Source organism: Nakamurella antarctica (genome assembly GCF_003860405.1).
Classification (GTDB): Bacteria; Actinomycetota; Actinomycetes; order Mycobacteriales; family Nakamurellaceae; genus Nakamurella; species Nakamurella antarctica.
The window spans coordinates 1,530,557-1,553,215 of record NZ_CP034170.1 but is presented as its reverse complement, the minus strand read 5'-3'; the positions used below and the strand labels follow the sequence as shown (position 1 = coordinate 1,553,215).

Genomic DNA, 22,659 nt, shown 5'->3' with positions numbered 1-22,659 from the left:
CTCCCTGGGTGATCTCCCCACAGTGCAGTGCAGTGCTGCTTAAGGATCACGTGAGGCCGAAACCACAGGTGTCAGTGCGCCGCTGCATTCCAGCTAGCGCCCACCCCCACAGAAACATCCAAGGGAACCGATAGTTCGTAGGCCCCGGCCATTTCTTCCCTCAGCACGGCCGTCAGGGCTTCTTCCTCACCTGTACCGACCTCACAGAGAAGTTCGTCGTGTACCTGGAGCAACAGTCGCGAGGTCATACCCTCTGCAGCAATGCGGGCATCGACCTTCAACATTGCCACCTTGATGATGTCGGCCGCACTACCTTGGATCGGCGCATTAAGGGCATTACGTTCGGCCAATTCACGACGCTGCCGGTTATCGCTCGTCAGATCGGGAAGATAACGCCTGCGGCCAAGCACAGTCTCGGTATAGCCAACCAGCCGCGCCTTTTCGACAATCTCGCGCAAGTAGTCGCGAACGGCACCGAACCGGTTGAAGTAGGCATCCATCTGTCCTTGCGCTTCTTCACGGCTGATCTTGAGTTGCCCCGACAATCCAAATGCTGACAGTCCGTAAACAAGGCCGTACGACATTGCCTTGACCCGCCGTCGCATGTCCGCGCTGACTTCTCCAATGGGCACGCCGAAAGCTTGCGACCCCACGTAGCTATGCAGGTCCTCTCCAGAGTTGAAAGCGGCAATCAAACCTTCGTCACCTGAAAGGGAGGCCATAATCCGCATTTCGATCTGCGAATAATCGGCGGTGATCAAATTTTCATACGCTTTGTCTGCGACAAAGACCTTGCGAATGCGTCGGCCTTCGTCAGTCCGCACCGGAATGTTCTGCAAGTTCGGCTCGGTGGAAGAAAGCCGCCCGGTGGAGGAAATCGTCTGCTGGAAGGTGGTGTGAATGCGACCATCGTCGCCCACCGACTTCAGGAGCCCGTCCACCGTGGTGCGAAGCTTCGTGACATCTCGGTGTCGGAGCAAGTGCGTCAAGAAGGGGTGCTGAGTTTGCTCGTGCAGCCACACGAGCGCGTCGGCGTCCGTGGTGTAACCGGTCTTTGTCTTCTTTGTCTTTGGCATGTCCAGCTCGTCAAAGAGCACGACCTGGAGTTGCTTAGGTGATCCCAGGTTCACTTCCTTGCCAATCGCCGAGTAGGCGGACTGTGCGGCGGTATGCGCTTCGGCGAGAAAATCAGCCTGAAGTTCTTGGAGGTAGCCGCTGTCCACAGCAATGCCGGTTCGTTCGATACGGCCCAGTACCTCTGTCAACGGCAATTCAAGGTCTGTGAGCAATCGCAACTGGCCCGACTCCGCGAGCTGGGTCTTGAGCGCCGTATCCAACTCCAGTACCGCGAACGCCCGGAGCATGTCCGAGCTATCGATGCCACTGGCGTCGAATAGCGACTGTTGCACTTCGGCAATGTTGTTATCCGCTGCCGCCAAACTGCGGTGCAGGTAGCGCTGAGCCAGATCGCCGAGATCGTAAGCGCGCTGCCCAGGCAGTGCGAGGTAAGCCTCTAGTTCGGTGTCACCCACGACGCCAGCGAGCGTCCAGCCTCGCCCCGCCAAGATGTTGGTAGCAGTTTTGATTTGGTGGCCGACCTTCGCCGCTGTCGGATCGGCCAGCCAATGCGCGATGGCGTCGTCGTCATCTGGGGAAATCCCCACCAGGTCGATGGCACCAGCGTGCCCACTCGCAACGGCCAGTGAGAGTTGTTGTGCATCACCACTTCCGAGCAGCCAGCTTCCCCGCACCCACATTCCCACCGTTGTCCCGCGGGCATGTTTGTCCAGCCAAGCGCGTACCGTCCCAGTCGCGAGCTCTTGGGTGCGAACCTCGAATCCGGCAGTACTCGCCTCGTCAGTTTGCTGGAACATCTCGAGCAACCGTTCCCGCAATACCCGAAATTGAAGCTGGTCGAAAATATCGTGGACCGCTTCACGGTCGTAGGGCTGCGCGAGGAGGTCAACGATGGGGCTGACCTCGAGTGGCACATCCTTCACCAACTCGGTCAATCGCCGGTTCAGCAGGACGTTGCTTAAGTTCTCTCGTAAGGACGTCCCAATTTTGCCGCCCACCTCATCCACCCTGTCCACCAGTGCGGTGAGGGAACCGAAATCACGGATCCATTTCGATGCGGTCTTCTCCCCCACTCCGGGGATGCCCGGCAAGTTGTCGGACGGGTCACCGCGCAGTGCTGCGAAATCCGGATACTGCTTTGGTGTCAGCCCATACTTCGCCTCGACCGCCTCGGGGGTGAACCGCGTCATCTCAGAGACCCCCTTGATCGGATAGAGGACGGTCACATCCTTGTTCACCAGCTGCAAGGAGTCCCGATCTCCCGTGCAGATCCGCACGGTCATCCCCTCGGCAACCGCCTTCACGGTCAGCGTGGCGATCACATCGTCGGCCTCGAAGTTTTCCGCCGTCAGGGTCGGGATCCGCAGCGCGGCCAACACCTCTTTGAGCAGCTCGACCTGTCCCTTGAACATTTCCGGTGACGCCGACCGCTGCGCTTTATATTCCGGGAATTCCGCGCTGCGCCACGTCACCCTAGACAGATCAAACGCCACAGCGACGTGGGTTGGCTTCTCGTCCCTGAGCAGATTAAGGAGCATCGACGTAAACCCATACACCGCGTTTGTCGGCTGACCGTTTGCTGCGGCAAACTTTTCGGCTGGGAGCGCAAAAAACGCGCGGTAGGCCAGCGAATGCCCGTCGAGCAACAGCAGGGACGGGGCGGGCACAGTCGTTGTCGTCACTTGGCTGAGTCTAGGGTTTGGGACCGACAGCCCCACACCCCCTGACCCACACCAAATATTCCCGGGAGACATCACCGTGAGCACATCCGACTCATCGTCATTGAAGTTCTCGCTCGAATCGCTCAATAACGGCGGATCGCTGGCGAATAAGTGCGGCATCGTCATTACCGAGATGGGCCCCGACCGCGTGAGTGGCACCATGCCCGTCGCAGGTAATACTCAGCCGTACGGTTTGCTGCACGGGGGCGCGAGCGCGGTGTTGGCAGAAAGCTTGGGATCCATCCATGCGATGGCACTGGCACCGGCCGGAAAACTTGCTGTGGGCGTCGACCTCAACTGCACCCATCACCGCTCCGCCCGCGAGGGCGTGGTGACCGGTACCAGCTCCGTTGCCCACGCCGGAAGGTCAACCGCGAGTCTGGAGGTCGTCATTCATAACGAGGCCGGAAAGCGAATCTGCACCGCTCGGTTGACGTGCAATTACATCGACGCCCCGCGTTGAATCCGGGAAGTGGTCGACCAGTACATACCCTATTTCGAGTGGACCACCCGCCAATAACGGCTCGCCTTGCCTAGGCATAGGCGAAAGGTACAGCGCAGCAATCGAACTGAGCAGTAAGACGGATCCGAAGACTGTCCACATGGACATCGGTTCGGTCAGCAAAATCACAGCCAGCACAGCAGCCGTGACCGGCTCCAACAGCGTCAGCACCGCCGCGGTCGAACCGGCAACCGTCTTCAGCCCGGCGTAGTACAACCCGTAAGCCACTGCCGTTGTCATGACACCGAGAAAAATCAAACCACTGATTGTTCGAAGATTCGGGCTAAAGCCGATTCCCGTGACCACAGCGATTGGCAGAAGGGTCAATGCACCGATGGTTGTCGTCATGGTGGTCAACATCAGAGCCGGTATGCGCTGCGCAACATGACGACTTACTAATGCCGTAATTGAATACAGCACCCCCGATCCGGCCGAAGCAAGAAGACCCAGTACCGGCTTCGGAGCCGCAGCTGTCACCTCGGTGCCCGCTGTGGCCACCATCGCGAGCCCTATCAGCGCCACGCTCACGCTGCTGAGGGTGAGAGGTGAGGGCCGTGTCCGTGAGCGCACACTTTCCCAGGTCGCAGTGAGGATCGGCGCCATCCCCAGCGCCACCACTGTGGCCACACCCACACCTGCCCATGCGACTCCGAGAAAGTACAGCGCCTGATAAACGCCGAGCCCTGCCCCAGATACCAGCGTGGCACCAGGAGCGATACGGAATGCTCGGATCAGCGCCGAAAGTTGTCTAGCGGTGAAAAGCAACAGCACCACTGCGGCGATGGCCAACCGGTAAAAACCAATACTGATGGGTCCCAACACTGACGCTGCAATGACAAGCTGCACCACAACACCGGTGGTACCCCAAAAGAAAACCGGTAGCGCTGATTTGGACTAGCCCGAGCCGATGACCCAACCGTGAACGAGATGCTTGTCGCAGACGCGTCAGTGACGTAAACATGGCTCCTGATCAATCCACCTGCTGAAGCGTTCGGAATGGAGGATGGCCGGACCATCAGGTCCGGCCATCCTCCATTCCACGAACTAGTGCGCTATTTCCTCGCCGAGGTAAGCAGCGCGGACTCGGTCGTCTGCCAGCAGATCCTTGCCTGTTCCGGACAGTACGATCTCGCCGGTTTCCAAAACATAGCCGCGGTTAGCCAATGCCAGCGCTTTAGAAGCGTTCTGCTCCACGAGCAGCACCGTCACACCCTCAACGTTGATCTCTTTAATAATGTCGAAGATCTGGTTAACGATCAGCGGTGCAAGGCCCATCGACGGCTCATCGAGGAGCAGCAACCGAGGCTTGCCCATCAACGCGCGGCCGATCGCGAGCATCTGCTGCTCACCGCCGGACAAAGTTCCTGCTTGCTGCTTAATCCGCTCGCGCAGCCTCGGGAACATCTCGAAGACGTGTTCCAGAATTTGTTCATCCGGCTTCTTGAACCGGAAAGCACCCATCTCGAGGTTTTCCAGAATGCTCATCCTGGGGAAAACCCGTCGGCCCTCGGGCACGTGGCAGATCCCCAAGTGGATCAACTCGTGAGCGGGAATACCATCGATCCTTTTGCCATCGAAACGAATTTCGCCCAGTGAGGGGCGAAGCATGCCTGAGACAGTCTTTTGAGTAGTGGTCTTGCCGGCGCCATTGGCCCCGAGCAAAGCAACAATCTCGCCTTCGGCCACGTCAAAGGAAATTCCCTTAATTGCCTTAATAGCCCCGTAACGGACCTCGATGTTGTCAACTTCGAGCAATGCCATCAGATCTCCCCTTCCGCAGTTTCGTCGTCTTCACTACCCAAGTAGGCGGCGATGACGTCCGGGTTCTTCTGAATGTTCTCCGGTGACCCTTCGGCGATTTTTTGGCCGAAGTTCAGCACCACCAGACGATGGGCGATTGACATGACGAGCTTCATGTCGTGCTCGATCAACAGCACGGACACACCATCTTCACGGTTGATCCGCTGGATGAGGTCGGCCAATTCCTGCTTCTCCACCGGGTTAGTGCCAGCCGCTGGTTCGTCGAGCAGGATAACGCCGGGACTGGTTCCCAGGGCACGCGCAATTTCCAAGCGGCGCTGCTCCCCGTAAGCGAGCGAACCCGCCAAGTCGTTGGCACGCTGCGTAAGACCCACCTCGCGCAGAAGTTCGTATGCCCGTTTGACGCTCTCCCGCTGTTCGCGCCGCGCCCACGGAAGGCCGAGCATGTTGGACACCGGACCGGCCTTTTGGCGGGTTTCGATACCGACTTGAATGTTCTCCAACGCGGTGAGCGCTGGAAATAGCCGGATGTTTTGGAAGGTACGCGCCACACCCAGCCGGTTAATGATGTGTGTTTTCTGGCCTAGGACGCTAACGGGCTGATCACCGACGCGCGCTGCCAGCATAATGCTGCCTTCTTGAGGCGTGTAAACACCGGTCAACGAGTTGAAAAGGGAGGTCTTGCCTGCCCCGTTTGGCCCGATGATGGCGAGGATTTCACCCCGGTACATCTTCAATGAGACGTGGTTAAGGCTGGTGACACCACCGAAGCGCAGTGTCACATCATCGACTTCGTAAATGACGTCGCGGGTGTCCACGGGCGGATCCTCAGACGCTGGTGTTTTCGCCATTGAGGTTGTCATGCCTTGGCTCCCATTCCTTCGCCAGCCGGAACTGCCGACACTTCGAGTGATTCGTGATGGTCGTAGTCATGGAGCTCTGCGGAACGACGCTTTGCCGGAATCAATCCGCCGGGGCGGAAGATCATCATGAGCAGCACCACTGCGCCGATCCACATTTGACGGTCCTCTGCGGGAACCTGGTCTTTGAGGAACTCCGGCAACCACGTCAATACCGCAGCTCCGGCCATCGCTCCTGGCAGCGAGCCCATGCCACCGAAAACGACGTAGGCCACCACCAGAATGGAGTTATTCAGGATGAAGTTGTCCGGGGTAAAGAACCCCACGTCGGAGGCAAAGAACACGCCGGCAATGCCGGAGGTGGAGGCGCCGATCGCGAAGGCGAGCAGCTTGAACCTGAAGGTATTCACCCCGGATGCCTGCGCCGCCACTTCGTCCTCACGAATGGCTGCCCAAGCCCGCCCGGTACGCGAGTGCTCCAACGCCCGGAACAGGACCACCACGATGACGATAATTATGAGCAGCAGATACCAGTACTGCAGCTGGTCAAGGCCAAACTCGAAGCGAGTAAACCCGAGGTTGATCACCGGGTGCGGAACCTGGGGGGATGGCCCGCGGGTGGAGTTGGTGACGTCGTCGGCGTTGATCGCCACGATACGAACAATCTCACCGAACCCCAGCGTGACGATCGCGAGGTAGTCGCCGCGCAGACGCAACGTGGGCCCACCCAGGATGACGCCCGCGACCAAACACACCGCGATCGCAAAGGGGATCGCGAACAGCGGGGACATGGTGCCCCACGGCGGCTTGGGCGGAAGAGAGCCGACGAGATAGGCCGTGACGTAGGAGCCGATTGCGTAGAAGGCGATGAATCCCAGGTCGAGCAGCCCCGCCCAACCGACGACCACGTTCAGGCCAATAGCGAGCAGGACGTAGATACCAATCTGAGTGACCAACACCGACTGCCAGAAACTAGTCGCAGTGGGCGGGTAGAACAACGCTGCGGCGAATACGAGGAGCAGCAGCGTCTTCGCGGTCGCCGGGCTTCCGAAGAGCCCACCTGCATCGGAGGACTTCGGCGCTGCGAGTTTCAGACCTGCAGCGATGATGGTCTTCGACTTGGTGAATTTCACGGTTGCCACGACGAATCCGGTTCCCGCGAAGAGGAAGAATGCCGCTGCTGTCATCCAGCCGCCGGAACCAAGGTTTTGCCACGTCCCGCTGGCCGAGATACCCAGGGAACCGGCGAGTGAGCTGAAAAGGTACATCGAGTTTAACGTCAGGTAAAGGCCAACGAGGCCTAAACCGAGCGCGATCCAACCCAACATGATGTTGCGCAAATATCCGGCAGCAGCAGAACTGACAAGACAGACAACAAACAGCACGAGCGCGAGCCAGCTCAGATACGCCTCCGCGATCGGGGCAAGGCCCTTGTCGGCAAAGAATGATGCCGCATCCGCCAACGTGGCGTTGGTCTTCTTCGGCGAAAACCACGTCGCGCTTGCCACACCGATAGCGCCTACGACAACACCAACGACGGTGAGAGGCAGTCCGGGTCGCCAGCCCAACACCCGAGCGACAAAGGCCTTCGTGTTCGCCGAATCTTCCTTCGACATCGCCACGGTCAGGCCTGCGGCGACGAGTACCAAGTAGCCGATGACGGCCGATCCTGCTCCCAACGAGTGGTCAATTTTTTTCGTGGTGGATTCGATGGCCGCATGGGAAATGGGCGCAACAAAAGCTCCGAACACTGCAAGTGCAGCGGCTACGTACCCCAGCACGGGTTTCGTGAATACGATGCCCGCAACCGCCACCACGACCGTGACGATCAGCAATGCCCAGGCAAGCCAACTGAAAAACACCGATGCCAAGGGAGCAAGACCCTTGATTTTTCCGGCCGCTTCGGACACGGTGCTGAACTTGCCGTCTCCTGTCGGGTCATGCCACTTCAGCAATGTTTGGGAGGCAAGAACTGCGATACCGCCAGCTGCGATGGGAGCAAACCCGGGCCGGTGCAGGTACGGGGTGATCTTCGGCCAGAATGTGACCATTACGAAAACAAGGACTCCGATGCCCAAGAAAACGAAGATACGAGGGTTGAAGACTGCGGCGCGGAAGGCAAATCCATAATCCTGCTGGGTGCCCTGCTGCGGGCCGATCATGATGGAGAGGAAGAAGCCTAACGCCAGGCAGGCTGCAAGCCGTTGGAACCAAGGCGTTGAATAGAACGAGGTTTTCATGCGGCCCTCCCGAGCTTCTCACCGAGGATGCCTGTCGGGCGCAGTACCAAGACCATTACCAGTACGACGAAGGCAACGACGTCAGTCCACTTAGTCCCGATGAACGGCAAAGCGGGAATCAACACTTCAATAATTCCAAGCAGCAAGCCGCCAATCATGGCGCCGCGAATGTTGCCGATACCACCAAGGACCGCGGCGGCAAATGCTTTAACCCCGGGCAGGAAGCCCATCGTGTTGGAGAACACGAACGCGGTGCCGTACAGGAATCCGGCCGCACCGCCGAGGGCGCCGCCGATAACGAAGGTCCTGGAAATCGTTTTGTCGATGTTAATTCCCATCAGAGCCGCGGTGGGCGCGTCCTCAGCCACGCCGCGAATACTCTTGCCCAGCTTGGTACCCGAGACCAACCGGTCCAGGAACACCATCATGATGATGGCGCCAAAGATGATGATGACTTGAATCAGCCGGATTTCCGCACCAAAGACGGTAAACACCACCGCGTCCTTGTTGAAATAGTCCGGGAACTGATTGTTGGTGTAACGGTTGAAGAGCTTGCCGGCGAGTGCCGAAAGCAGAAAGGACATGCCGATCGCGCTAATCAGGAACGCGAGTTTGGGCGCTCCCCGACGTCGCAACGCACGATAGGCGATTCGTTCCAGCCCCCACGCCACGCTGGCTCCAGCAAGTCCACCGGAGAGAAGACCCGCCAGGAAGATCAGTGGGACCACCCAGCCCGGTATCTGATTCTCACCGACCAAGGCATTGACGACAATAAAGCTGGCAAAGGCACCGGACATGAAAACTTCGCTGTGCGCAAAGTTGATGAGCTGCAACACGCCGTACACCAGGGTGTATCCGAGCGCGATTAGCGCATACATAGATCCTCGGGTGAGTCCCGAAAATAGGTTAAGCATGAAATCTTGCATGCACAAGGCCTTCCAGGTTGTCCGCCAACAGCGCCGTCACATGGCGGAGGAGTGAGCATAGAACGACGGAAAGCGTCGTCGATGAACTGTGAACATCGACGACGCTTCTGTCTGTCCGGTTCACGCGGAGGAGACCGCGCGAACCGGACAACTTGCTACTGATCCTTCATGTCACCGAGCAGGTTGATGACACCCTTTTCCTGGCGGTACAAGTTGATGGTTGCGGCTTCAACTTCGCCCGACTCGGTGAACTTCACCTGGGTGGTGATGCCCTTGTAGTCGAGTGCCTTGACGCCCGCCATGACATCTTCGCGGGTAACTTCGCCCTTGGCAGCCAGGTCCTTGATGACCGAAATCATGGCATTGGCAGCGTCGTAGGCCTCTGGTGAGTAGGTCGAAGAGGGCTGGTTGTACTTCTTCACGTAGGCAGCTTCGAAGTCCTTGGCGGCAGGAGCCGTGGTGGCATCCAAGCAACCGCAAGAGAAGTACCAACCGTCACCGGCATCGCCGGCGCCTTCGGTGAAGACGGAGGACTTGCCACCGTTACCGGTAACTGTGACTCCCTTGTAGCCAGCGGACTTCAGTGCGCGAGCGAACAGGGAAACCTGAGCGTCGTAACCGCCGTAGAACAGAGCCTCGTCGCCTGAGGTCGCGACCTTCTGAGCGATAGCGCTGTAGTCGGTGGTCTTGGCGTCGACACCTTCACGCTGCGTCTTGATACCTGCACTCTTGAGACCCTTTTCCAGTTCGTCTGCGGCACCCTTGCCGTAGTCGGACAGGTCGTCAACGATGAACACGCTCTTGACGGTCTTTGCAAGCCACTTCGCCGTACCTGCCGACTCAACAGCGTCGGTCGGGACGATGCGGTGGAATGCGGTGAAACCAGAGGTGGTGAGTGTGGCGTTAGTGGCCGACGGGCTGATCAGAGCCAGATTGGCAGCACTGTAGGTGGCGCCGACAGCCTTGGTCGAACCGGAGAAGGCCGGGCCGACAACGCCGACAACGCCGGTGTCCTGGATCAGGGTCGCGGCAGCGGCCGGGGACTTGTCCGGGAGTCCGACGTCATCGGACTTGACCAGCTCGAGCGTGAAGCCCAAGTCGCCAGAGGCGTTCGCCTGCTCGACTGCAAGTTCAACTCCGTTGGACTCGTTAATGCCGAGCTGCTGATTGTCGCCGGACAGCGGGCCCTGGAAACCAATCTTGTAGACGGTGTCGCTGTTGGATGCGCCGCCAGCTGCCGAGGAGGTTTCCGAGGTGGCAGCATCACTGCTGGCTGCGGGAGCCGCAGACGACGACGAGCTGGATGCGGCAGGGGCAGCACTGCTGCTGCTCTTAGCATCCGAGGTGGAGTTGGAGCATGCAGCCAATGCGAGTGCACCCACTGCTGCGATTGCGGCGAATTTCGCCAAAGAACTGCTTCGCACTGAAGGTTCTCCTTAGGTTTCGAGGTGCCCACGACGAGTTCGCACGGCACCGTAAGTCGGTGCGGGTTCACGTTGCCGTGTCGGAGCGTGATCCTCACCTGCTCTGACATGGTCAGAACACGGAGAGAGGAACGCAATCTGTTGGACACAAACGTTTGTGGCCCGCCGTCGGAACAGTAGACGAATCTTCGGAGTAAGCAACCCCTGCAGGCGACCCGTGGGCGATCGTGATCAAATCGCATCCAACGACCCGCCAGTCGCGTAATACGCAACACCAGACTACGCGGTAAATAGGTGCAATCGCCGGACAATCGCCGGCGAATCTGTATTTCAGCAGGCTATATCAGGTAGGTCTACAGGTCTCATGGATCGTGAGCTCGGCGACCGAAAGAATACCGAGTGCGAGATCTAGGCCCCGAGCCCATCAAGTACCGCTTGCGCAATATCTCGCATGGATGCCCGCCGATCCATCGCTGCTCGCTGCATCCAACGGAATGCTTCAGGTTCGGACATCTTTTGTTTTTCCATCAACAAACCCTTGGCACGGTCGATGATCTTGCGAACTTCCAACCGTTCGGTGATGTCCTCCACCTCGGCGCGCAACTGCACTAACTCGCTATAGCGGGCAATTGCCACTTCGATAGCTGGTAACAGGTCTGACTTGGTGAACGGCTTCACCAGATATGCCATGGCGCCGGCTTCGGTAGCCCGGGAGATGAGCTCGGGCTGCGAAAACGCAGTCAACATGACCACGGGCGCTATTTGTCCCTCGGACAACTCGGCGGCGACTTGGAGCCCGTCCTTCTTCGGCATTTTGATGTCGAGAATTACCAGGTCCGGCCTCAGTTCCACCGCCAACCGCAGTGCCTCCTCACCGTCGCCTGCTTCGCCCACAACGTCGTAGCCCTCTTCGGCAAGCATCTCTTTGAGGTCGAGCCGAATCAGAGCCTCGTCTTCTGCAATCAGGACTCGCTTCGGTGGCGCCATTGACTTGCTCCCCTGGGTCACGACCCCGCGCAGCCCGGCGAGGATCTCTACGCAGTAGGGTATCTGCCGCGCGGGATGACCTGCACAGTTGGCGCCCGGTAATAGGTGTGACATACATTGGCTAAGCTAAACGACAACGCATCAGCCCCTGTATCCCAATTGGCAGAGGAAACGGATTCAAAATCCGTGTAGTGTCAGTTCGAGTCTGACCAGGGGCACTTTTCGCAGGTCAACGCCATCTATGAGGTTTCTAGAGGACCCGTTCCCTGCAGTGGTGGGGCGCAAGCTGCTCGCTCTTTCCCACTGACCATCCACCGATCTACCGCCACTATCGGCGAGCGTGCCGCCTTTCAGATCCGCGAGCCTTCCGTCATCAGAATTTTTTTCCTAGCTTGTCCGAATGCTGCCTGCCAGTGAGTTCAAGGAGTCCCCACCCGCATGGACACCAAGCTTCACGATATTTATGACGAGGTATTACGCCGTAACCCGGGCGAGGTGGAGTTTCACCAAGCCGTGCGCGAAATCCTGGATAGCTTGGGACCCGTGGTCGCCAAGCATCCCGACTACGCCGACGCAGCGGTAATTCGCCGGCTCTGCGAACCCGAAAGGCAGATCATCTTTCGCGTTCCGTGGGTCGATGACAACGGAGCCGTACAACTCAACCGCGGCTTCCGAGTGGAGTTCAACTCGGCGTTGGGTCCCTTCAAAGGCGGACTTCGCTTTCATCCCTCGGTGTACCTGGGAATCATCAAGTTTTTAGGATTTGAGCAGATTTTCAAGAATTCCCTGACCGGCATGCCCATTGGCGGCGGTAAGGGCGGTTCGGATTTCGATCCGAAGGGACGATCCGACGCGGAAGTGATGCGTTTTTGCCAGTCATTCATGACGGAGCTCTACCGGCATATTGGCGAATACACCGATGTGCCAGCGGGTGACATCGGAGTTGGCGGCCGGGAGATCGGCTACCTTTTCGGCCAGTACAAGCGCATCACGAACCGGTACGAGTCCGGCGTTTTGACAGGCAAGGGCCTGACCTGGGGTGGATCTCAGGTCCGCACCGAGGCAACCGGGTACGGAACGGCCTTTTTCACCGCTGAAATCCTCAAAAGCCGCGGTGATTCTTTTGACGGCAAACGAGCTGTGATCTCTGGGTCCGGCAACGTGGCGACGTACGCCATCGAAAAGGTACACCAGTTCGGCGGGCGAGTTATCGCCTGCTCGGACTCCACTGGCTACGTGGTCGATGATCAGGGTATCGATTTCGACGTGCTTACAGAGGTGAAACAGGCACGACGTGGCCGGATCAGCGAATACGTCGAACTGCGCGGGGCGTCCGCGAAGTTTGTAGCTGGCGGCTCCGTGTGGGATGTTCCGTGCGACATTGCTTTGCCGTGTGCCACCCAGAATGAGTTGGGCGAAGCCGACGCGCTGACGCTGATCAAGAACGGTTGCGCCATTGTTGCCGAAGGCGCCAACATGCCCTGCACCCCCCAAGCAATCAGAAAGTTTGCCGACGCGGACGTAATTTTCGCCCCGGGAAAGGCCGCTAATGCGGGCGGTGTTGCCACGAGTGCTTTAGAGATGCAGCAGAACGCGTCACGCGACTCCTGGTCGTTTGAGGACACGGAACACCGCCTGGCACACATCATGCGGAGCATCCATGACCGCTGCCTCGAGACTGCCGACGAATATGGCGCGCCCGGCAGCTACGTAATTGGTGCCAACATCGCTGGCTTCACCAGAGTCGCCGACGCGATGCTCGCCCAAGGAATCATCTAGTCTGCTTCCCCGGCGCCGAGGAACGCCGCTGTGATGGATCTTGTCGTCTCGGGAGGTGCACTGTCATGGATCAAGTAATCCAGGTCGCTGGTTCGTTGATGGTCCTCGCGGCATTCGCTGCCGCGCAGCGCGGCTGGATGGATACGAAGTCACAGATCTACCTTTCGCTCAACATCGTCGGGTCAGCTGTGCTCGCCGTACAAGCATTCCTCGGAGAACAGTGGGGATTCCTACTGCTCGAGGGAGTATGGGCACTGGTATCAGCCGTGAGCCTGGTCGGCGTTCTTCGTGCATCCACACCTCGGTCGACCGACCACTAGCCGGCTCCTACCCAGTGCTATCGAGCCAATTGCGCATCGATAGTTCACAACGCTGTGGACTGCGCAGGACATGATCTCATCCGTCAACTTCGGTGATAGCCTGCGAAATCACCACCAGCGCAACACCTATGACGAGTTGGATCAGTGCTATCCCGACGGGAAGCGCCACGGATCGGAAAGACCGAGTTCGTGTGTAGTGGATGACGGTGGCCACTACGAAGGCGATGACGGCAACGCCGAGCACGGTGAACGACCACACCAGGATCTGAGTGAGGTAGGCCAAACCCGCGGTCAAGTCCGTGAGTCCGTCTGGATTCGAGGAATCCATGATGAGCTCTACGAGCTTTCCCGTCAGCAGGGCGATGGGGATGAAGAGGGAGGCCAGAATCACCGCAGCCTGATATGCCCTCTGCGGTGTGGATGGCTTCTCAGCGGGGGTTGCATTCATCAGGGGAGTATTGCAGCAGGTCGACGGACCGAGGTCGGCGCGGGTGTGTACTGCCTAGCCAGCGAGGTAACTCTGGCGCAACGCCTCAAAACCAGAATCGAGAGACACTGCGGGCGACCATTTCAAAAGTTCTCTACTCCGTCGTTGATCAAACCAGTGTGCAGTACCCAATTGCTCCGCCAAAAACCGAGTAAGTGGCGGTTCCCCTCGCAAATGTCCGATGCGCCAGGCAGTCTCGGCAACAGAACCTGCCACGGTTGCTGCTGAAAGGGACAGACTTCGGCGCGGCAGCGGAACACCGGCTGCTAGGCATAATCTGGAAAGGATCTCCCCCACCGGGCGCGGCTCACCGTTGGACACCACGAGCGCTTCGCCGTGGACAGCCCCTACCACGTCCACTGCCGCGATCAATGCGTCTACGGCATTGTCCACATAGGTGGTGTCAACCATCGGGGTGCCGTGACCGATGAAGACCAACCGCCCGATGCGCGCACGCGCAATGATCCGCGCTACCAACTGGGTATCCCCTGGCCCCCACACCAGATGGGGCCGGATACTCAGCACCGCGAGGTCCGGCCCGTCATGTCGCATCGCCCACTGCTCCGCAGCTGCTTTGGACCGCGAATAGTGGCTCCGGGCCAGGGACGGGTCAGCTACTCCTGCGCCAGCACCCATCAATGCGGCACCCGCGTGCGCCACCGAGGGCGAGGAAACATTGACCAACGCCCGCACTCCAGCGCGCAGGCAAGCCTCGACAACCGTTGCGGTGCCGTCGATGTTCACGCGTTCGTAGTCCGGCCAGCTGCCGAAGGCGTCCACCTTGGCCGCCATATGCAGCACTACCTCCGCCCCGTCTATCGCCCGCCGTACCGCCTCGCGGTCGGTGATGTCGCCCAGTACCTGCCGACAGTCGACATCTGCCTTGCGACGTTGAAGCACGGTGACGTCGTCGCCGCGGTCGACGAGCCCGAGCGCACACGCACGGCCCATCATTCCGCTGGCGCCAGTGAGAAGTATCTTCATCCGCCGGCCAACGCGTTTGTCGCCCAGGCGGCCACTGCCACACGGTCAATCTTTGAGTTGTGCCGAATATCCACAGGCAACGACTTGCGGACAAGAACGGCGTCAACCGTGACGCCTGCTGCCTTGCGGACAGCGTCGGTGAGCGCCATCGACGCCAGTGGCCCGCCCTTCCCCGCCACAACAACAACGAGAGCCTGAGTACCCGCCGGGCCCACGCCGACCACAGCAACCAGGACATCGGTGCTCAGCTCGTGCAGGCAGACCTCCGTCGGCGCGCCGGAGCGCAACGCTTCCTCGACCCGGACTTCAATTCCCACCGGGGTGATCAGGCCATGTGGGGAACTGATGACGTGCTCGATTCGGCCCTGAATCCACAACCTCTCATCATGATCAAGAAACCCCACGTCGCCCGTGCGATGCCAGCCAGGATGTGGGAGCGCCAAAGCCTCGACACCCCAACGGGTGTCGTATCGATCCTTGACATGCTCGGCCCGCACCCACACCTCACCAGTAACCTCTGCGCTACCGGCAAACTTCATGGCTGAGTCTGGGTCAGCTTCTAACGGAGCAATCGCGACCTGCACACCGGGCAGCGCCTGACCAACGCAGACCCCATCACCGGCCCCCGCTTGCCGGATCTGCTCAAGTGAGATGTCGGTGACAGGAAGGGCTTCTGTCATTCCGTAGGGGGTGTGCAACGACGCGGCTGGGAGCATCGCGCTCAGCGACTCGAGTAACTCAGCGGGCACAGGAGCGCCAGCGCTCATCAACAATCGCACCTGGCCCAACGCGCTCCGTTGCTCGGCGGTGAGCTCGTTTTTGGTCGCCAGAACGTTGCGCAAGGCAGCCGGAGAGGCGAAAACCACTGTGGCGCCAATATTTGCAGCTGCGTCGGCCAACGCTGCGGCAGTCAACGAGGCGGGCTTGGTGACATCCGTGTCAGGTACCACGGAGGAGATCCCGAGTGCTGGTCCATACAGCGCAAACGGCGCGAAAGCAGCCACAATCTTGTCGTCACCGGTCAAGCCATAGGCAGCTTTAATCATGGCCAGTTGCGCGCGCACCTGGTGGTGTCGATACACCACCCCTTTGGCCGGGCCGGTAGCCCCCGAGGTGAAAAGCACTGCTGCTTCGTCGTTGTCGTTGCTGGGTTCGGCGCCCGCCAGTCCCTTGCCTCGCGCTGCTAGGTCCATCAGAGACTCCGTGACACCCGCCAACTGAGACACCGCACGCGAGGGTGGCCTGACGGCAATCCGTATCCCCGGCAGACGCATCGGGCGGGAGGCTAGAAGGCCAGCAGTATCTGCCACCACGTAGTCAACAGACGCACTCCGTAAGGCACGCCCCATCCCAGCAAGTCCCAGACCTTTATCGGCCACTACGATGACGGCCCCAGCGCTCCAGACCGCGTAGAGAGCCACAGTGAGGTCAATGGAGGGCGGGATGAGTAGCGCCACCCTATCGCCCGGCCGCATTCCCGCGGCGGTCATCCCCGCACCCGTGTCGCGCACCCGGGCGTGCAGGTCGGACCAACTAATGCTGCCACCCCCCACTTCCGAGACGGCAATCAGCTGACTGTCCGCTCTCGCCTCTAGTGCTGCCAGCGGGCCGAAAAGCTCCGTCGATGGGTGCTTCCATAACCCGGGCATCTCGGGCTTGTCGGCAGTTGGCGAATCCAAAGTAGCCAGCCACCTCGAGACGACATCGACGTACTCGGGCGCATCTTCGGGAAGCAGGTGACTTGCTGCCTCGAACCGGTGGATCACCGCCTGCGGAAGGCGGTCGCGGAGATCCCGCAGGTGCTGCTCCTGAAAGACCGGGTCGCGCGGGCCCCACACTAAGAGAGCGGGAACGTCGAGTTCTGCTATGTGATCGGAGATAGCGTCCAGCGCCCGCCTACTGGGATGGTCTGCCGCGAAGGGGATGTCGGCTACGAACTCGGAAACGGGCAACCTTGCGGCAGCAGTGCCATAGGGAGCGGCGAAGGCGTCGCGGACATCGCGCCCTGGCCGTGGCCAGGTGAGCGAGGTGGTCGCGCGAACGAACAAGGGCGTTAAGTGACACGCAAGTGAGTTAATCCACGGCACGTGGGCCAGCCTGATCAGCACCGGCCCGCGCGAATCCGCTGGCTGATGCACTGCGGTGTTGGTCAGCGCCACCGCGCGCAGCTGCTTCCGATGTCTCAGAGCCCAACCGAGCGAAAGGATCCCGCCCCAGTCATGGGCGAGCGTCACGACCGGACCCGTCACACCCAGAGCTGCCGTCAGACGACTGAGATCTTCCACCCGCTCAGCGAGAGTTCTTGGCTTATCGAGCTTCTCCGAATATCCCATCCCCAGATGGTCGGGCGCAATAACCCGCCAGCCGGGAGGGGCGGCCGCGACCATGCGTCGCCACAGGTAGCTCCACGTCGGATTGCCGTGGACGCACAGCAGGGTGCCGATCGCGCTAGCAGAATCAGAACCAGCAGCATCAGAACCAGTAGCATCAGAACCAGCAGCATCAGAACCAGCAGCGTTGGGGTGGCCGGAGTCCAGCACGTGGAAGGTGCGCGTGATCCCCTCGGCGTCCACCACATCGACCAGCCGAGACCACGACGGGTTCAGCCCGGGCAGGCCGGCAGGCGGGAGGCAGGCTCCGGCGGCACGCTGACCGGAACGCCCTGTCACCAAACGATTTCGGAGAACGAGGCGTTGAGCCCGGACCCGATCCCCAACAGCAGCACCCGATCTCCTGCGCTCAGATCATCGCTGGCACCGGCGAGCGTGAAGGGGATTGCAGCGGGTCCGAGGTTGCCGCGCTTGGGGAATGTCAGCGGAGTTTTGGCGGGGTCAAGGCCCAAAGCCTCCGAGATCGCTTTGGTGTGAACGTTGCTGACCTGGTGCATGATGTAGCGGTCAATGCCCTCGTTCCACCCGAAATCGGCTGCGGACTCGGCCCAGAGGTCCGTGGAAAGTTTCAAGCCCGCGGTCATCAGCCCGCTGCTATCGGTCCGCATATGATCCATATCCCCTACGCAGAGCGTGTGGTGCTCACTCCCTGCCCGAGTGGCACCGCCGAGGTAACGGTGGCCCTCCGGGTGGTCGGAGCTGCGTCCCAGCACCATCGCGGCCGCGCCCGACCCAAGGGTCAAGGACGCGAACTGCTCAAACACGTCCTTCGCTTCGTTGGTGTCGTCCTCGTGCAGGCGACGAATGGTCGACTCGTGGATCTCGCGGGCATCCTCCCCGTTGACAACCAGTGCGTAGTCGATCTGTCCGCTGTCGATCATGGCCGCCGCCATCTGCATTCCATTGACAAATCCGAGGCATGCATTAGTGACGTCGAAGTTTTGGCACGAGCTGGGTAGACCGATGGCGTGATGAATCCCTACGGCCGATGACGGTTCCAAGTGCGCGCGGCTAACGGACGTGTTAATCAGCAAGCCGATTTGCTTGGGCTGGATGCCGGCATCGGCGAGTGCTTTGGCCCCGGCCAAGGCCGCGCCGTCCGCGTAGGTCGTTCCGACGTTCCACCAGCGGCGCTCTTCGATGCCAGCTAGGCGCTGCAACATTCCCGGGCGCAGCCCCACCCGTTCGTACACGTCGGCTAGGCGGCCGTCCATGTCAGCAGAGGTCACAATCACGGGCGCATCAATGGCACACACCGCCAAGATAGACGTGTGAAAAAAACGGTTGATGGCATTGCCGCCCATACCGATGCCCTCCTGGTGGACAAAAATCAGCGCCACCAGTGGCACGATCTTCTGTGGTCGCAGGGTCACGCCCGCGTCGGGCTATTAACAGCCCGCTCCCCCGAGAGTAGTGAATAGGTCAACCTCGCCGCAGCAAGCCGCTGCTTCCGAGCTAGCAAACCCGCACGGTAATGTCGGGCGGAAACTGCCTGAACAGCAACAATAGGCTACCTAGCCGGACTCCGGCAGTGATCGATCTCATTGCCACGACAGCGCGACCCACCAGTGTACGAGCCACTCTCGCAGACCGCGGCTAGGCCGGTCGATCCACTCCCAGTACCCAACCTTCCAGCTGCGCAGCGGCAGGCAGCTCCGCCAGCCGCGGCCACACACTGTGATTAGCAACCGCAGGCAAACTGTCTAGCCATAAAGCCGCCGCCACGGCATCAAAGGCATCATCGCTGGCCAAGATGAGGGCGCGATGATCCGGATTGGGGATCACGGAGCCGGCCGCCGCGTTCGGCTTGTGCAGCGCTGAATCCACCCATCGAAGTCGTGCTGCTGGGTCTGACTTCACCACGTCGCGTGCCGCCAGCCTCGGCCACACCTCAGCCACGAGGGGCTGGCCCGTCGCTGGGGCATCAAATGGCCAGATGGCGAATCCGTCGTCAGCGAGGTCGGCAAGCGTTGCCATCCCCGCGAGGGTAGCCGGACCTACTTGGCTCGCCCCGACAAACTGGAAGACCGATGACAGCGAGTGCACGTCATGTTGAGCCCTCAGGTGCCGGTCGCATTCCCGCCAGATTTCAGGATTTCCCGTCGGCCGAGGGGTGCCAGCACGCCAAAACGGCCAGCTGCCAACGGGTATCGAGCGACGTGGGTCCCCCGGCGTCGCCGCAAGCAGTGCGCGATCCGCGCGCGCCAGTCGCCACAGCTCGCGGGCGGAATTTACCAACAGGTGTTCTCGGGCGTACCAAGCCGGATATCCGAAGGCGAAATCGAATCCGATAATCAGGTCGGAAGTCTCAGAAGCCATCTCCTGCAACGCTTCTCGAGCCCCGTTTCGGGAGGTTGGGAACAATCGCAGAAGGATGCCAGCCTGTACCACAGCGACCCATATCTTGAGGCTCGGGCGCTCCTGCGCCACAGCCGCCCCGGACCAGTCGATCCCGACGACTGTGCGCATTGACCGACTTGTCATGGTGCGGCGATGAGGGCGCTGGCAAGTTTCGACACCGGCATATAGTAAGGCCCGCTTGCGCCGTACCGGCGAAGCGGGCCCACCAGGTCTGTGCAGAATGCTTACGGTTCAGCGTGCGCTTGCGATCTGCCGGTCGTGAATGACGATCAGTTCATCACGCATGCTTCCGGAAGTGTGTTCGTTGATCATGCGCCACATGTTCCGGCGATCACGGGCAACTGCCCGGTTGGAGCGAAGGCTGCGGATAGAGCTATTAAGGCGGGACATCAGGGTTGATCCTTTACTGGCACTCACGCGCGACACCAGCCACTGTGGCTGGTTCGTTCGACAGACCGCTCCGTGTGCGATCCACCGATGGTTCTCCGGCCTTTGTAGGCCGACATGGGTAGGACGCACGAGTTGCCAGTGCGATGCGCGGAAAGCCCGTGATCTGGCCCACGATGGAGCAGGCAAATTCAGGAAGTTGGAAACGGAAGGTCGAGTACTGAAGCGAAGTAGCCATCGACGTCGGCCGCTGAAACATCGGAGAGGGCCGCAGGCCGCCACTGCGGGCTCCGGTCCTTGTCGATCACCTGCGCTCGAATGCCCTCTCGAAGGTCGTGGGACCGGAGCGCGGCGCTGACCACCGCGAATTCGACGTTCAGCGCAGCTTCCAGCGTGGAGAGCGAACGCGCTTGGCGCACCGCCCGCAGGGTGACTTTGACCGCGGATGGGGACGCGGCTCTGATCGCATCAGCTGCGGATGCAGCCATCTTTGCTGATCCAGACCCTCCGGTAACTTCCCTGTCCAGATTGGCGAGAATCTCTGTTGCGCAATCGCTCTCGAAGCAGCGATCTATCCACTCCCGGCCGCCGGCGAGCCTGCTCGCAGGTGGTTTGACGGCGTAGTCTCGGAGTGCTTGGTCCGCGCAGTGACTGCCCACCGCGCTGATCAAATTTTGTACGTTCGAGGACTCCACGAGTACATCCGCGAGGCCCAGATAGATCGCATCGGCACCGTCGACGCGATCCCCCGTCAATGCCGCATACATCCCGGTCCATCCCGGCGAACGCGAGAGCAAATAGGTGCCGCCGACATCCGGGATCAAACCAATTCCCACCTCGGGCATCCCGACGATCGATCTCTCTGTCACAACACGGTGGCTGGCATGGGCAGATAGTCCCACTCCACCACCCAAAACCAGGCCATCCATGATGGCAACACATGGCTTGGGGTAGTGGGCGATCGCCGCGTTCAGCCGATACTCCTCGCGCCAGAACGCGATTGTTTCACCGCCCCCGGCTGTGGCGTCGGCGTAGACGGCTCGGATATCCCCGCCGGCGCATAGCCCGCCCTCGCCCGCGCCATCCAGAACGACCGCCGTGACACTGTTGTCGTCCGCCCACTCCTGGAGCGCAGCGGCGATGGTGACCGACATCGAGTAGTTGAGCGCGTTGATCGCCCGCGGCCGGTTCAGGGTGATCCTGCCGACGGTTCCGTCAACGCGAACGATTACTTCCCCGGCGGCGTCATTCATTTCTGCGGCATCGTTCATGGTGCTCATCGCTCGTTTCTACTTGCTGGTAGGCGCAGCTACTTCTTAATGAGTGAGCGCGAAATGATCACTTGCATAATCTCATTGGTGCCTTCAAGGATCTGGTGCACCCGCAGATCCCGAACGATCTTCTCAATGCCATATTCGGCGAGATAGCCGTAACCCCCGTGGATTTGAAGTGCGGTGTTCGCCACCTCGAACCCGGTGTCGGTGGCAAACTTCTTGGCCATCGCGCACAGCTGCACGGCCGCAGCATCTTTCGCATCCAACGCACTGGCCGCGCGCCACAACAGCAAGCGCGCCGCCTCTAGTTTGGTGGCCATGTCGGCGACGTAGAACTGCAGAGCCTGGATTTGGTTGAGCGTCTCGCCAAAGACCGACCGCTCCGCCATGTACGTCAGAGATTTTTCAAGCGCCGACTGGGCACCTCCCAGCGAGGAGGCCCCGATGTTGATGCGGCCGCCGTTGAGTCCGCTCATCGCGATCCGGAAACCGTCCCCGGGAGATCCGAGCATCTGCGAGGCCGGGATCCGGACGTCCTGCATGATCACTTGCCGCGTGGGTTGAGCGTTCCAGCCCATCTTCGATTCATTGGGCCCAAAAGAAAGCCCCTGAGTGTCCTTCTCGACAACGAAGGCAGACAGATTTTTGGCACCTGGCCCACCGGTGCGGACCATGATGACGTAAATATCGCTTGCTCCTGCGCCAGAGATGAATTGCTTCACACCGTTGAGGACGTAGTGGTCACCGTCCACCTTGGCCGTGCTTGACACGGCCGCGGCATCCGAGCCGGCGCCGGGTTCGGTGAGGCAGTAGGAACCCAGGGATGCCATGGTGCACATCCGGGGCAGGTACTTGCGGCGAAGTTCCGGCGAGCCGTGGGCATCGATCATCCAGGCCGTCATGTTGTGGATCGAGACGTAGCTGGCGATAGAGGGACAGCCTGTGGCTAACGCTTCGATGATGATGGCCGCGTCGAGCCTGGACAAGCCGGACCCACCCACGTCCTCCCGGATGTACATGCCGCCCATCCCGAGCTCGCCCGCCTGCGCAAAGACGTCGACGGGAAAATGCTTGGTGCGGTCCCATTCCACCGCGTGCGGGGCGATGACGTCGTCAGCAAACTGTCGTGCCACCTCCGACAGCGCACGTTGATCTGCGGTGGGTTCAAACATTCTCGTC

17 protein-coding genes, 1 tRNA gene and 1 pseudogene are annotated in these 22,659 nt (G+C 60.3%); 4 read left to right on the top strand and 15 right to left on the bottom strand.

The window, feature by feature from the left end; genetic code table 11:
- Positions 1–71 precede the first annotated feature (71 nt).
- On the bottom strand, positions 72–2,831 hold the full coding sequence (polA, locus tag EH165_RS06815) for a DNA polymerase I (RefSeq protein ID WP_124800365.1): 2,760 nt from the start codon (positions 2,829–2,831) through the stop codon (positions 72–74).
- Between the two features lie 4 nt (positions 2,832–2,835).
- Between polA and EH165_RS06810 the strand changes: the two genes are divergently transcribed.
- Positions 2,836–3,261 (top strand): PaaI family thioesterase, encoded by a 426-nt coding sequence (locus EH165_RS06810; RefSeq protein WP_239020748.1) that lies wholly within the window; start codon positions 2,836–2,838, stop codon positions 3,259–3,261.
- Here the strand turns inward: EH165_RS06810 and EH165_RS16650 are convergent.
- The 7 genes and pseudogenes from EH165_RS16650 to EH165_RS06775 all read right to left on the bottom strand — a co-directional run.
- Positions 3,166–4,170 (bottom strand): annotated as a pseudogene (locus EH165_RS16650) (DMT family transporter); the annotation flags it as partial. The gene EH165_RS06810 and the pseudogene EH165_RS16650 sit on opposite strands and share 96 nt — an antisense overlap.
- Before the next feature lie 174 nt (positions 4,171–4,344).
- The gene (locus tag EH165_RS06800; protein WP_124798726.1) at positions 4,345–5,061 is read right to left on the bottom strand and encodes an ABC transporter ATP-binding protein; all 717 of its coding nucleotides are present in this window, start codon (positions 5,059–5,061) and stop codon (positions 4,345–4,347) included.
- Positions 5,061–5,924, bottom strand: coding sequence for an ABC transporter ATP-binding protein (locus EH165_RS06795; protein ID WP_124798724.1), 864 nt, complete (start codon positions 5,922–5,924; stop codon positions 5,061–5,063). Before EH165_RS06795 ends, EH165_RS06800 begins: the two co-directional genes overlap by 1 nt.
- Entirely contained in the window at positions 5,921–8,161 is a 2,241-nt protein-coding gene (locus tag EH165_RS15720; RefSeq protein WP_206426144.1) for a branched-chain amino acid ABC transporter permease, read from the bottom strand. Before EH165_RS15720 ends, EH165_RS06795 begins: the two co-directional genes overlap by 4 nt.
- Entirely contained in the window at positions 8,158–9,075 is a 918-nt protein-coding gene (locus tag EH165_RS06785) for a branched-chain amino acid ABC transporter permease (RefSeq protein WP_206426143.1), read from the bottom strand. Before EH165_RS06785 ends, EH165_RS15720 begins: the two co-directional genes overlap by 4 nt.
- Before the next feature lie 167 nt (positions 9,076–9,242).
- Positions 9,243–10,511 carry a branched-chain amino acid ABC transporter substrate-binding protein gene (locus EH165_RS06780; protein ID WP_124798720.1) on the bottom strand — a complete coding sequence of 423 codons (1,269 nt, stop codon included), beginning with the start codon at positions 10,509–10,511 and terminating at the stop codon, positions 9,243–9,245.
- Positions 10,512–10,919: 408 nt separating this feature from the next.
- Positions 10,920–11,498, bottom strand: coding sequence for an ANTAR domain-containing response regulator (locus tag EH165_RS06775; protein ID WP_124798718.1), 579 nt, complete (start codon positions 11,496–11,498; stop codon positions 10,920–10,922).
- 144 nt (positions 11,499–11,642) lie between these two features.
- On the opposite strand from EH165_RS06775, the gene EH165_RS06770 reads away from it, so the two are divergent.
- From EH165_RS06770 to EH165_RS06760, 3 genes are all read left to right on the top strand, one after another.
- Positions 11,643–11,716: transfer RNA gene (locus EH165_RS06770), tRNA-Leu, on the top strand.
- 220 nt (positions 11,717–11,936) lie between these two features.
- Positions 11,937–13,277 carry an NADP-specific glutamate dehydrogenase gene (gene gdhA, locus EH165_RS06765; RefSeq protein ID WP_124798716.1) on the top strand — a complete coding sequence of 447 codons (1,341 nt, stop codon included), beginning with the start codon at positions 11,937–11,939 and terminating at the stop codon, positions 13,275–13,277.
- 65 nt (positions 13,278–13,342) lie between these two features.
- Positions 13,343–13,597, top strand: a complete 255-nt coding sequence (locus EH165_RS06760) for a CBU_0592 family membrane protein (protein ID WP_124798714.1) — start codon at positions 13,343–13,345, stop codon at positions 13,595–13,597.
- A gap of 76 nt (positions 13,598–13,673) precedes the next feature.
- Here EH165_RS06760 and EH165_RS06755 read toward each other — a convergent pair whose 3' ends face one another.
- From EH165_RS06755 to EH165_RS06725, 7 genes are all read right to left on the bottom strand, one after another.
- Positions 13,674–14,045, bottom strand: a complete 372-nt coding sequence (locus EH165_RS06755) for a hypothetical protein (protein ID WP_124798712.1) — start codon at positions 14,043–14,045, stop codon at positions 13,674–13,676.
- Between the two features lie 54 nt (positions 14,046–14,099).
- Complete coding sequence (locus EH165_RS06750; protein WP_124798710.1) at positions 14,100–15,068, bottom strand: NAD-dependent epimerase/dehydratase family protein; 969 nt, start codon at positions 15,066–15,068, stop codon at positions 14,100–14,102.
- Entirely contained in the window at positions 15,065–17,737 is a 2,673-nt protein-coding gene (locus tag EH165_RS06745) for an alpha/beta fold hydrolase (protein ID WP_124798708.1), read from the bottom strand. The genes EH165_RS06750 and EH165_RS06745 overlap by 4 nt, the downstream gene beginning before the upstream one ends.
- Entirely contained in the window at positions 17,734–18,762 is a 1,029-nt protein-coding gene (locus tag EH165_RS06740; protein WP_124800362.1) for a 3-oxoacyl-ACP synthase III, read from the bottom strand. Before EH165_RS06740 ends, EH165_RS06745 begins: the two co-directional genes overlap by 4 nt.
- Before the next feature lie 292 nt (positions 18,763–19,054).
- Positions 19,055–19,927, bottom strand: a complete 873-nt coding sequence (locus EH165_RS06735; RefSeq protein ID WP_164479143.1) for a DUF429 domain-containing protein — start codon at positions 19,925–19,927, stop codon at positions 19,055–19,057.
- A gap of 470 nt (positions 19,928–20,397) precedes the next feature.
- On the bottom strand, positions 20,398–21,459 hold the full coding sequence (locus tag EH165_RS06730; RefSeq protein ID WP_124800361.1) for an enoyl-CoA hydratase/isomerase family protein: 1,062 nt from the start codon (positions 21,457–21,459) through the stop codon (positions 20,398–20,400).
- Between the two features lie 56 nt (positions 21,460–21,515).
- Positions 21,516–22,652 (bottom strand): acyl-CoA dehydrogenase family protein, encoded by a 1,137-nt coding sequence (locus EH165_RS06725; protein ID WP_124800360.1) that lies wholly within the window; start codon positions 22,650–22,652, stop codon positions 21,516–21,518.
- Between the last annotated feature and the right edge of the window lie 7 nt (positions 22,653–22,659).

Excerpts from the sequence above, each read along its gene's own strand:
- polA (WP_124800365.1), bottom strand. The coding sequence starts at position 2,831 with ATGTCTCCCGGGAATATTTGGTGTGGGTCAGGGGGTGTGGGGCTGTCG.
- EH165_RS06800 (WP_124798726.1), bottom strand. The coding sequence starts at position 5,061 with ATGGCATTGCTCGAAGTTGACAACATCGAGGTCCGTTACGGGGCTATT.
- EH165_RS06795 (WP_124798724.1), bottom strand. The coding sequence starts at position 5,924 with ATGACAACCTCAATGGCGAAAACACCAGCGTCTGAGGATCCGCCCGTG.
- EH165_RS15720 (WP_206426144.1), bottom strand. The coding sequence starts at position 8,161 with ATGAAAACCTCGTTCTATTCAACGCCTTGGTTCCAACGGCTTGCAGCC.
- EH165_RS06785 (WP_206426143.1), bottom strand. The coding sequence starts at position 9,075 with ATGCTTAACCTATTTTCGGGACTCACCCGAGGATCTATGTATGCGCTA.
- EH165_RS06775 (WP_124798718.1), bottom strand. The coding sequence starts at position 11,498 with ATGGCGCCACCGAAGCGAGTCCTGATTGCAGAAGACGAGGCTCTGATT.
- gdhA (WP_124798716.1), top strand. The coding sequence starts at position 11,937 with ATGGACACCAAGCTTCACGATATTTATGACGAGGTATTACGCCGTAAC.
- EH165_RS06760 (WP_124798714.1), top strand. The coding sequence starts at position 13,343 with ATGGATCAAGTAATCCAGGTCGCTGGTTCGTTGATGGTCCTCGCGGCA.
- EH165_RS06755 (WP_124798712.1), bottom strand. The coding sequence starts at position 14,045 with ATGAATGCAACCCCCGCTGAGAAGCCATCCACACCGCAGAGGGCATAT.
- EH165_RS06750 (WP_124798710.1), bottom strand. The coding sequence starts at position 15,068 with ATGAAGATACTTCTCACTGGCGCCAGCGGAATGATGGGCCGTGCGTGT.
- EH165_RS06740 (WP_124800362.1), bottom strand. The coding sequence starts at position 18,762 with ATGGGCGGCAATGCCATCAACCGTTTTTTTCACACGTCTATCTTGGCG.
- EH165_RS06735 (WP_164479143.1), bottom strand. The coding sequence starts at position 19,927 with ATGCGCACAGTCGTCGGGATCGACTGGTCCGGGGCGGCTGTGGCGCAG.
- EH165_RS06730 (WP_124800361.1), bottom strand. The coding sequence starts at position 21,459 with ATGAATGACGCCGCCGGGGAAGTAATCGTTCGCGTTGACGGAACCGTC.
- EH165_RS06725 (WP_124800360.1), bottom strand. The coding sequence starts at position 22,652 with ATGTTTGAACCCACCGCAGATCAACGTGCGCTGTCGGAGGTGGCACGA.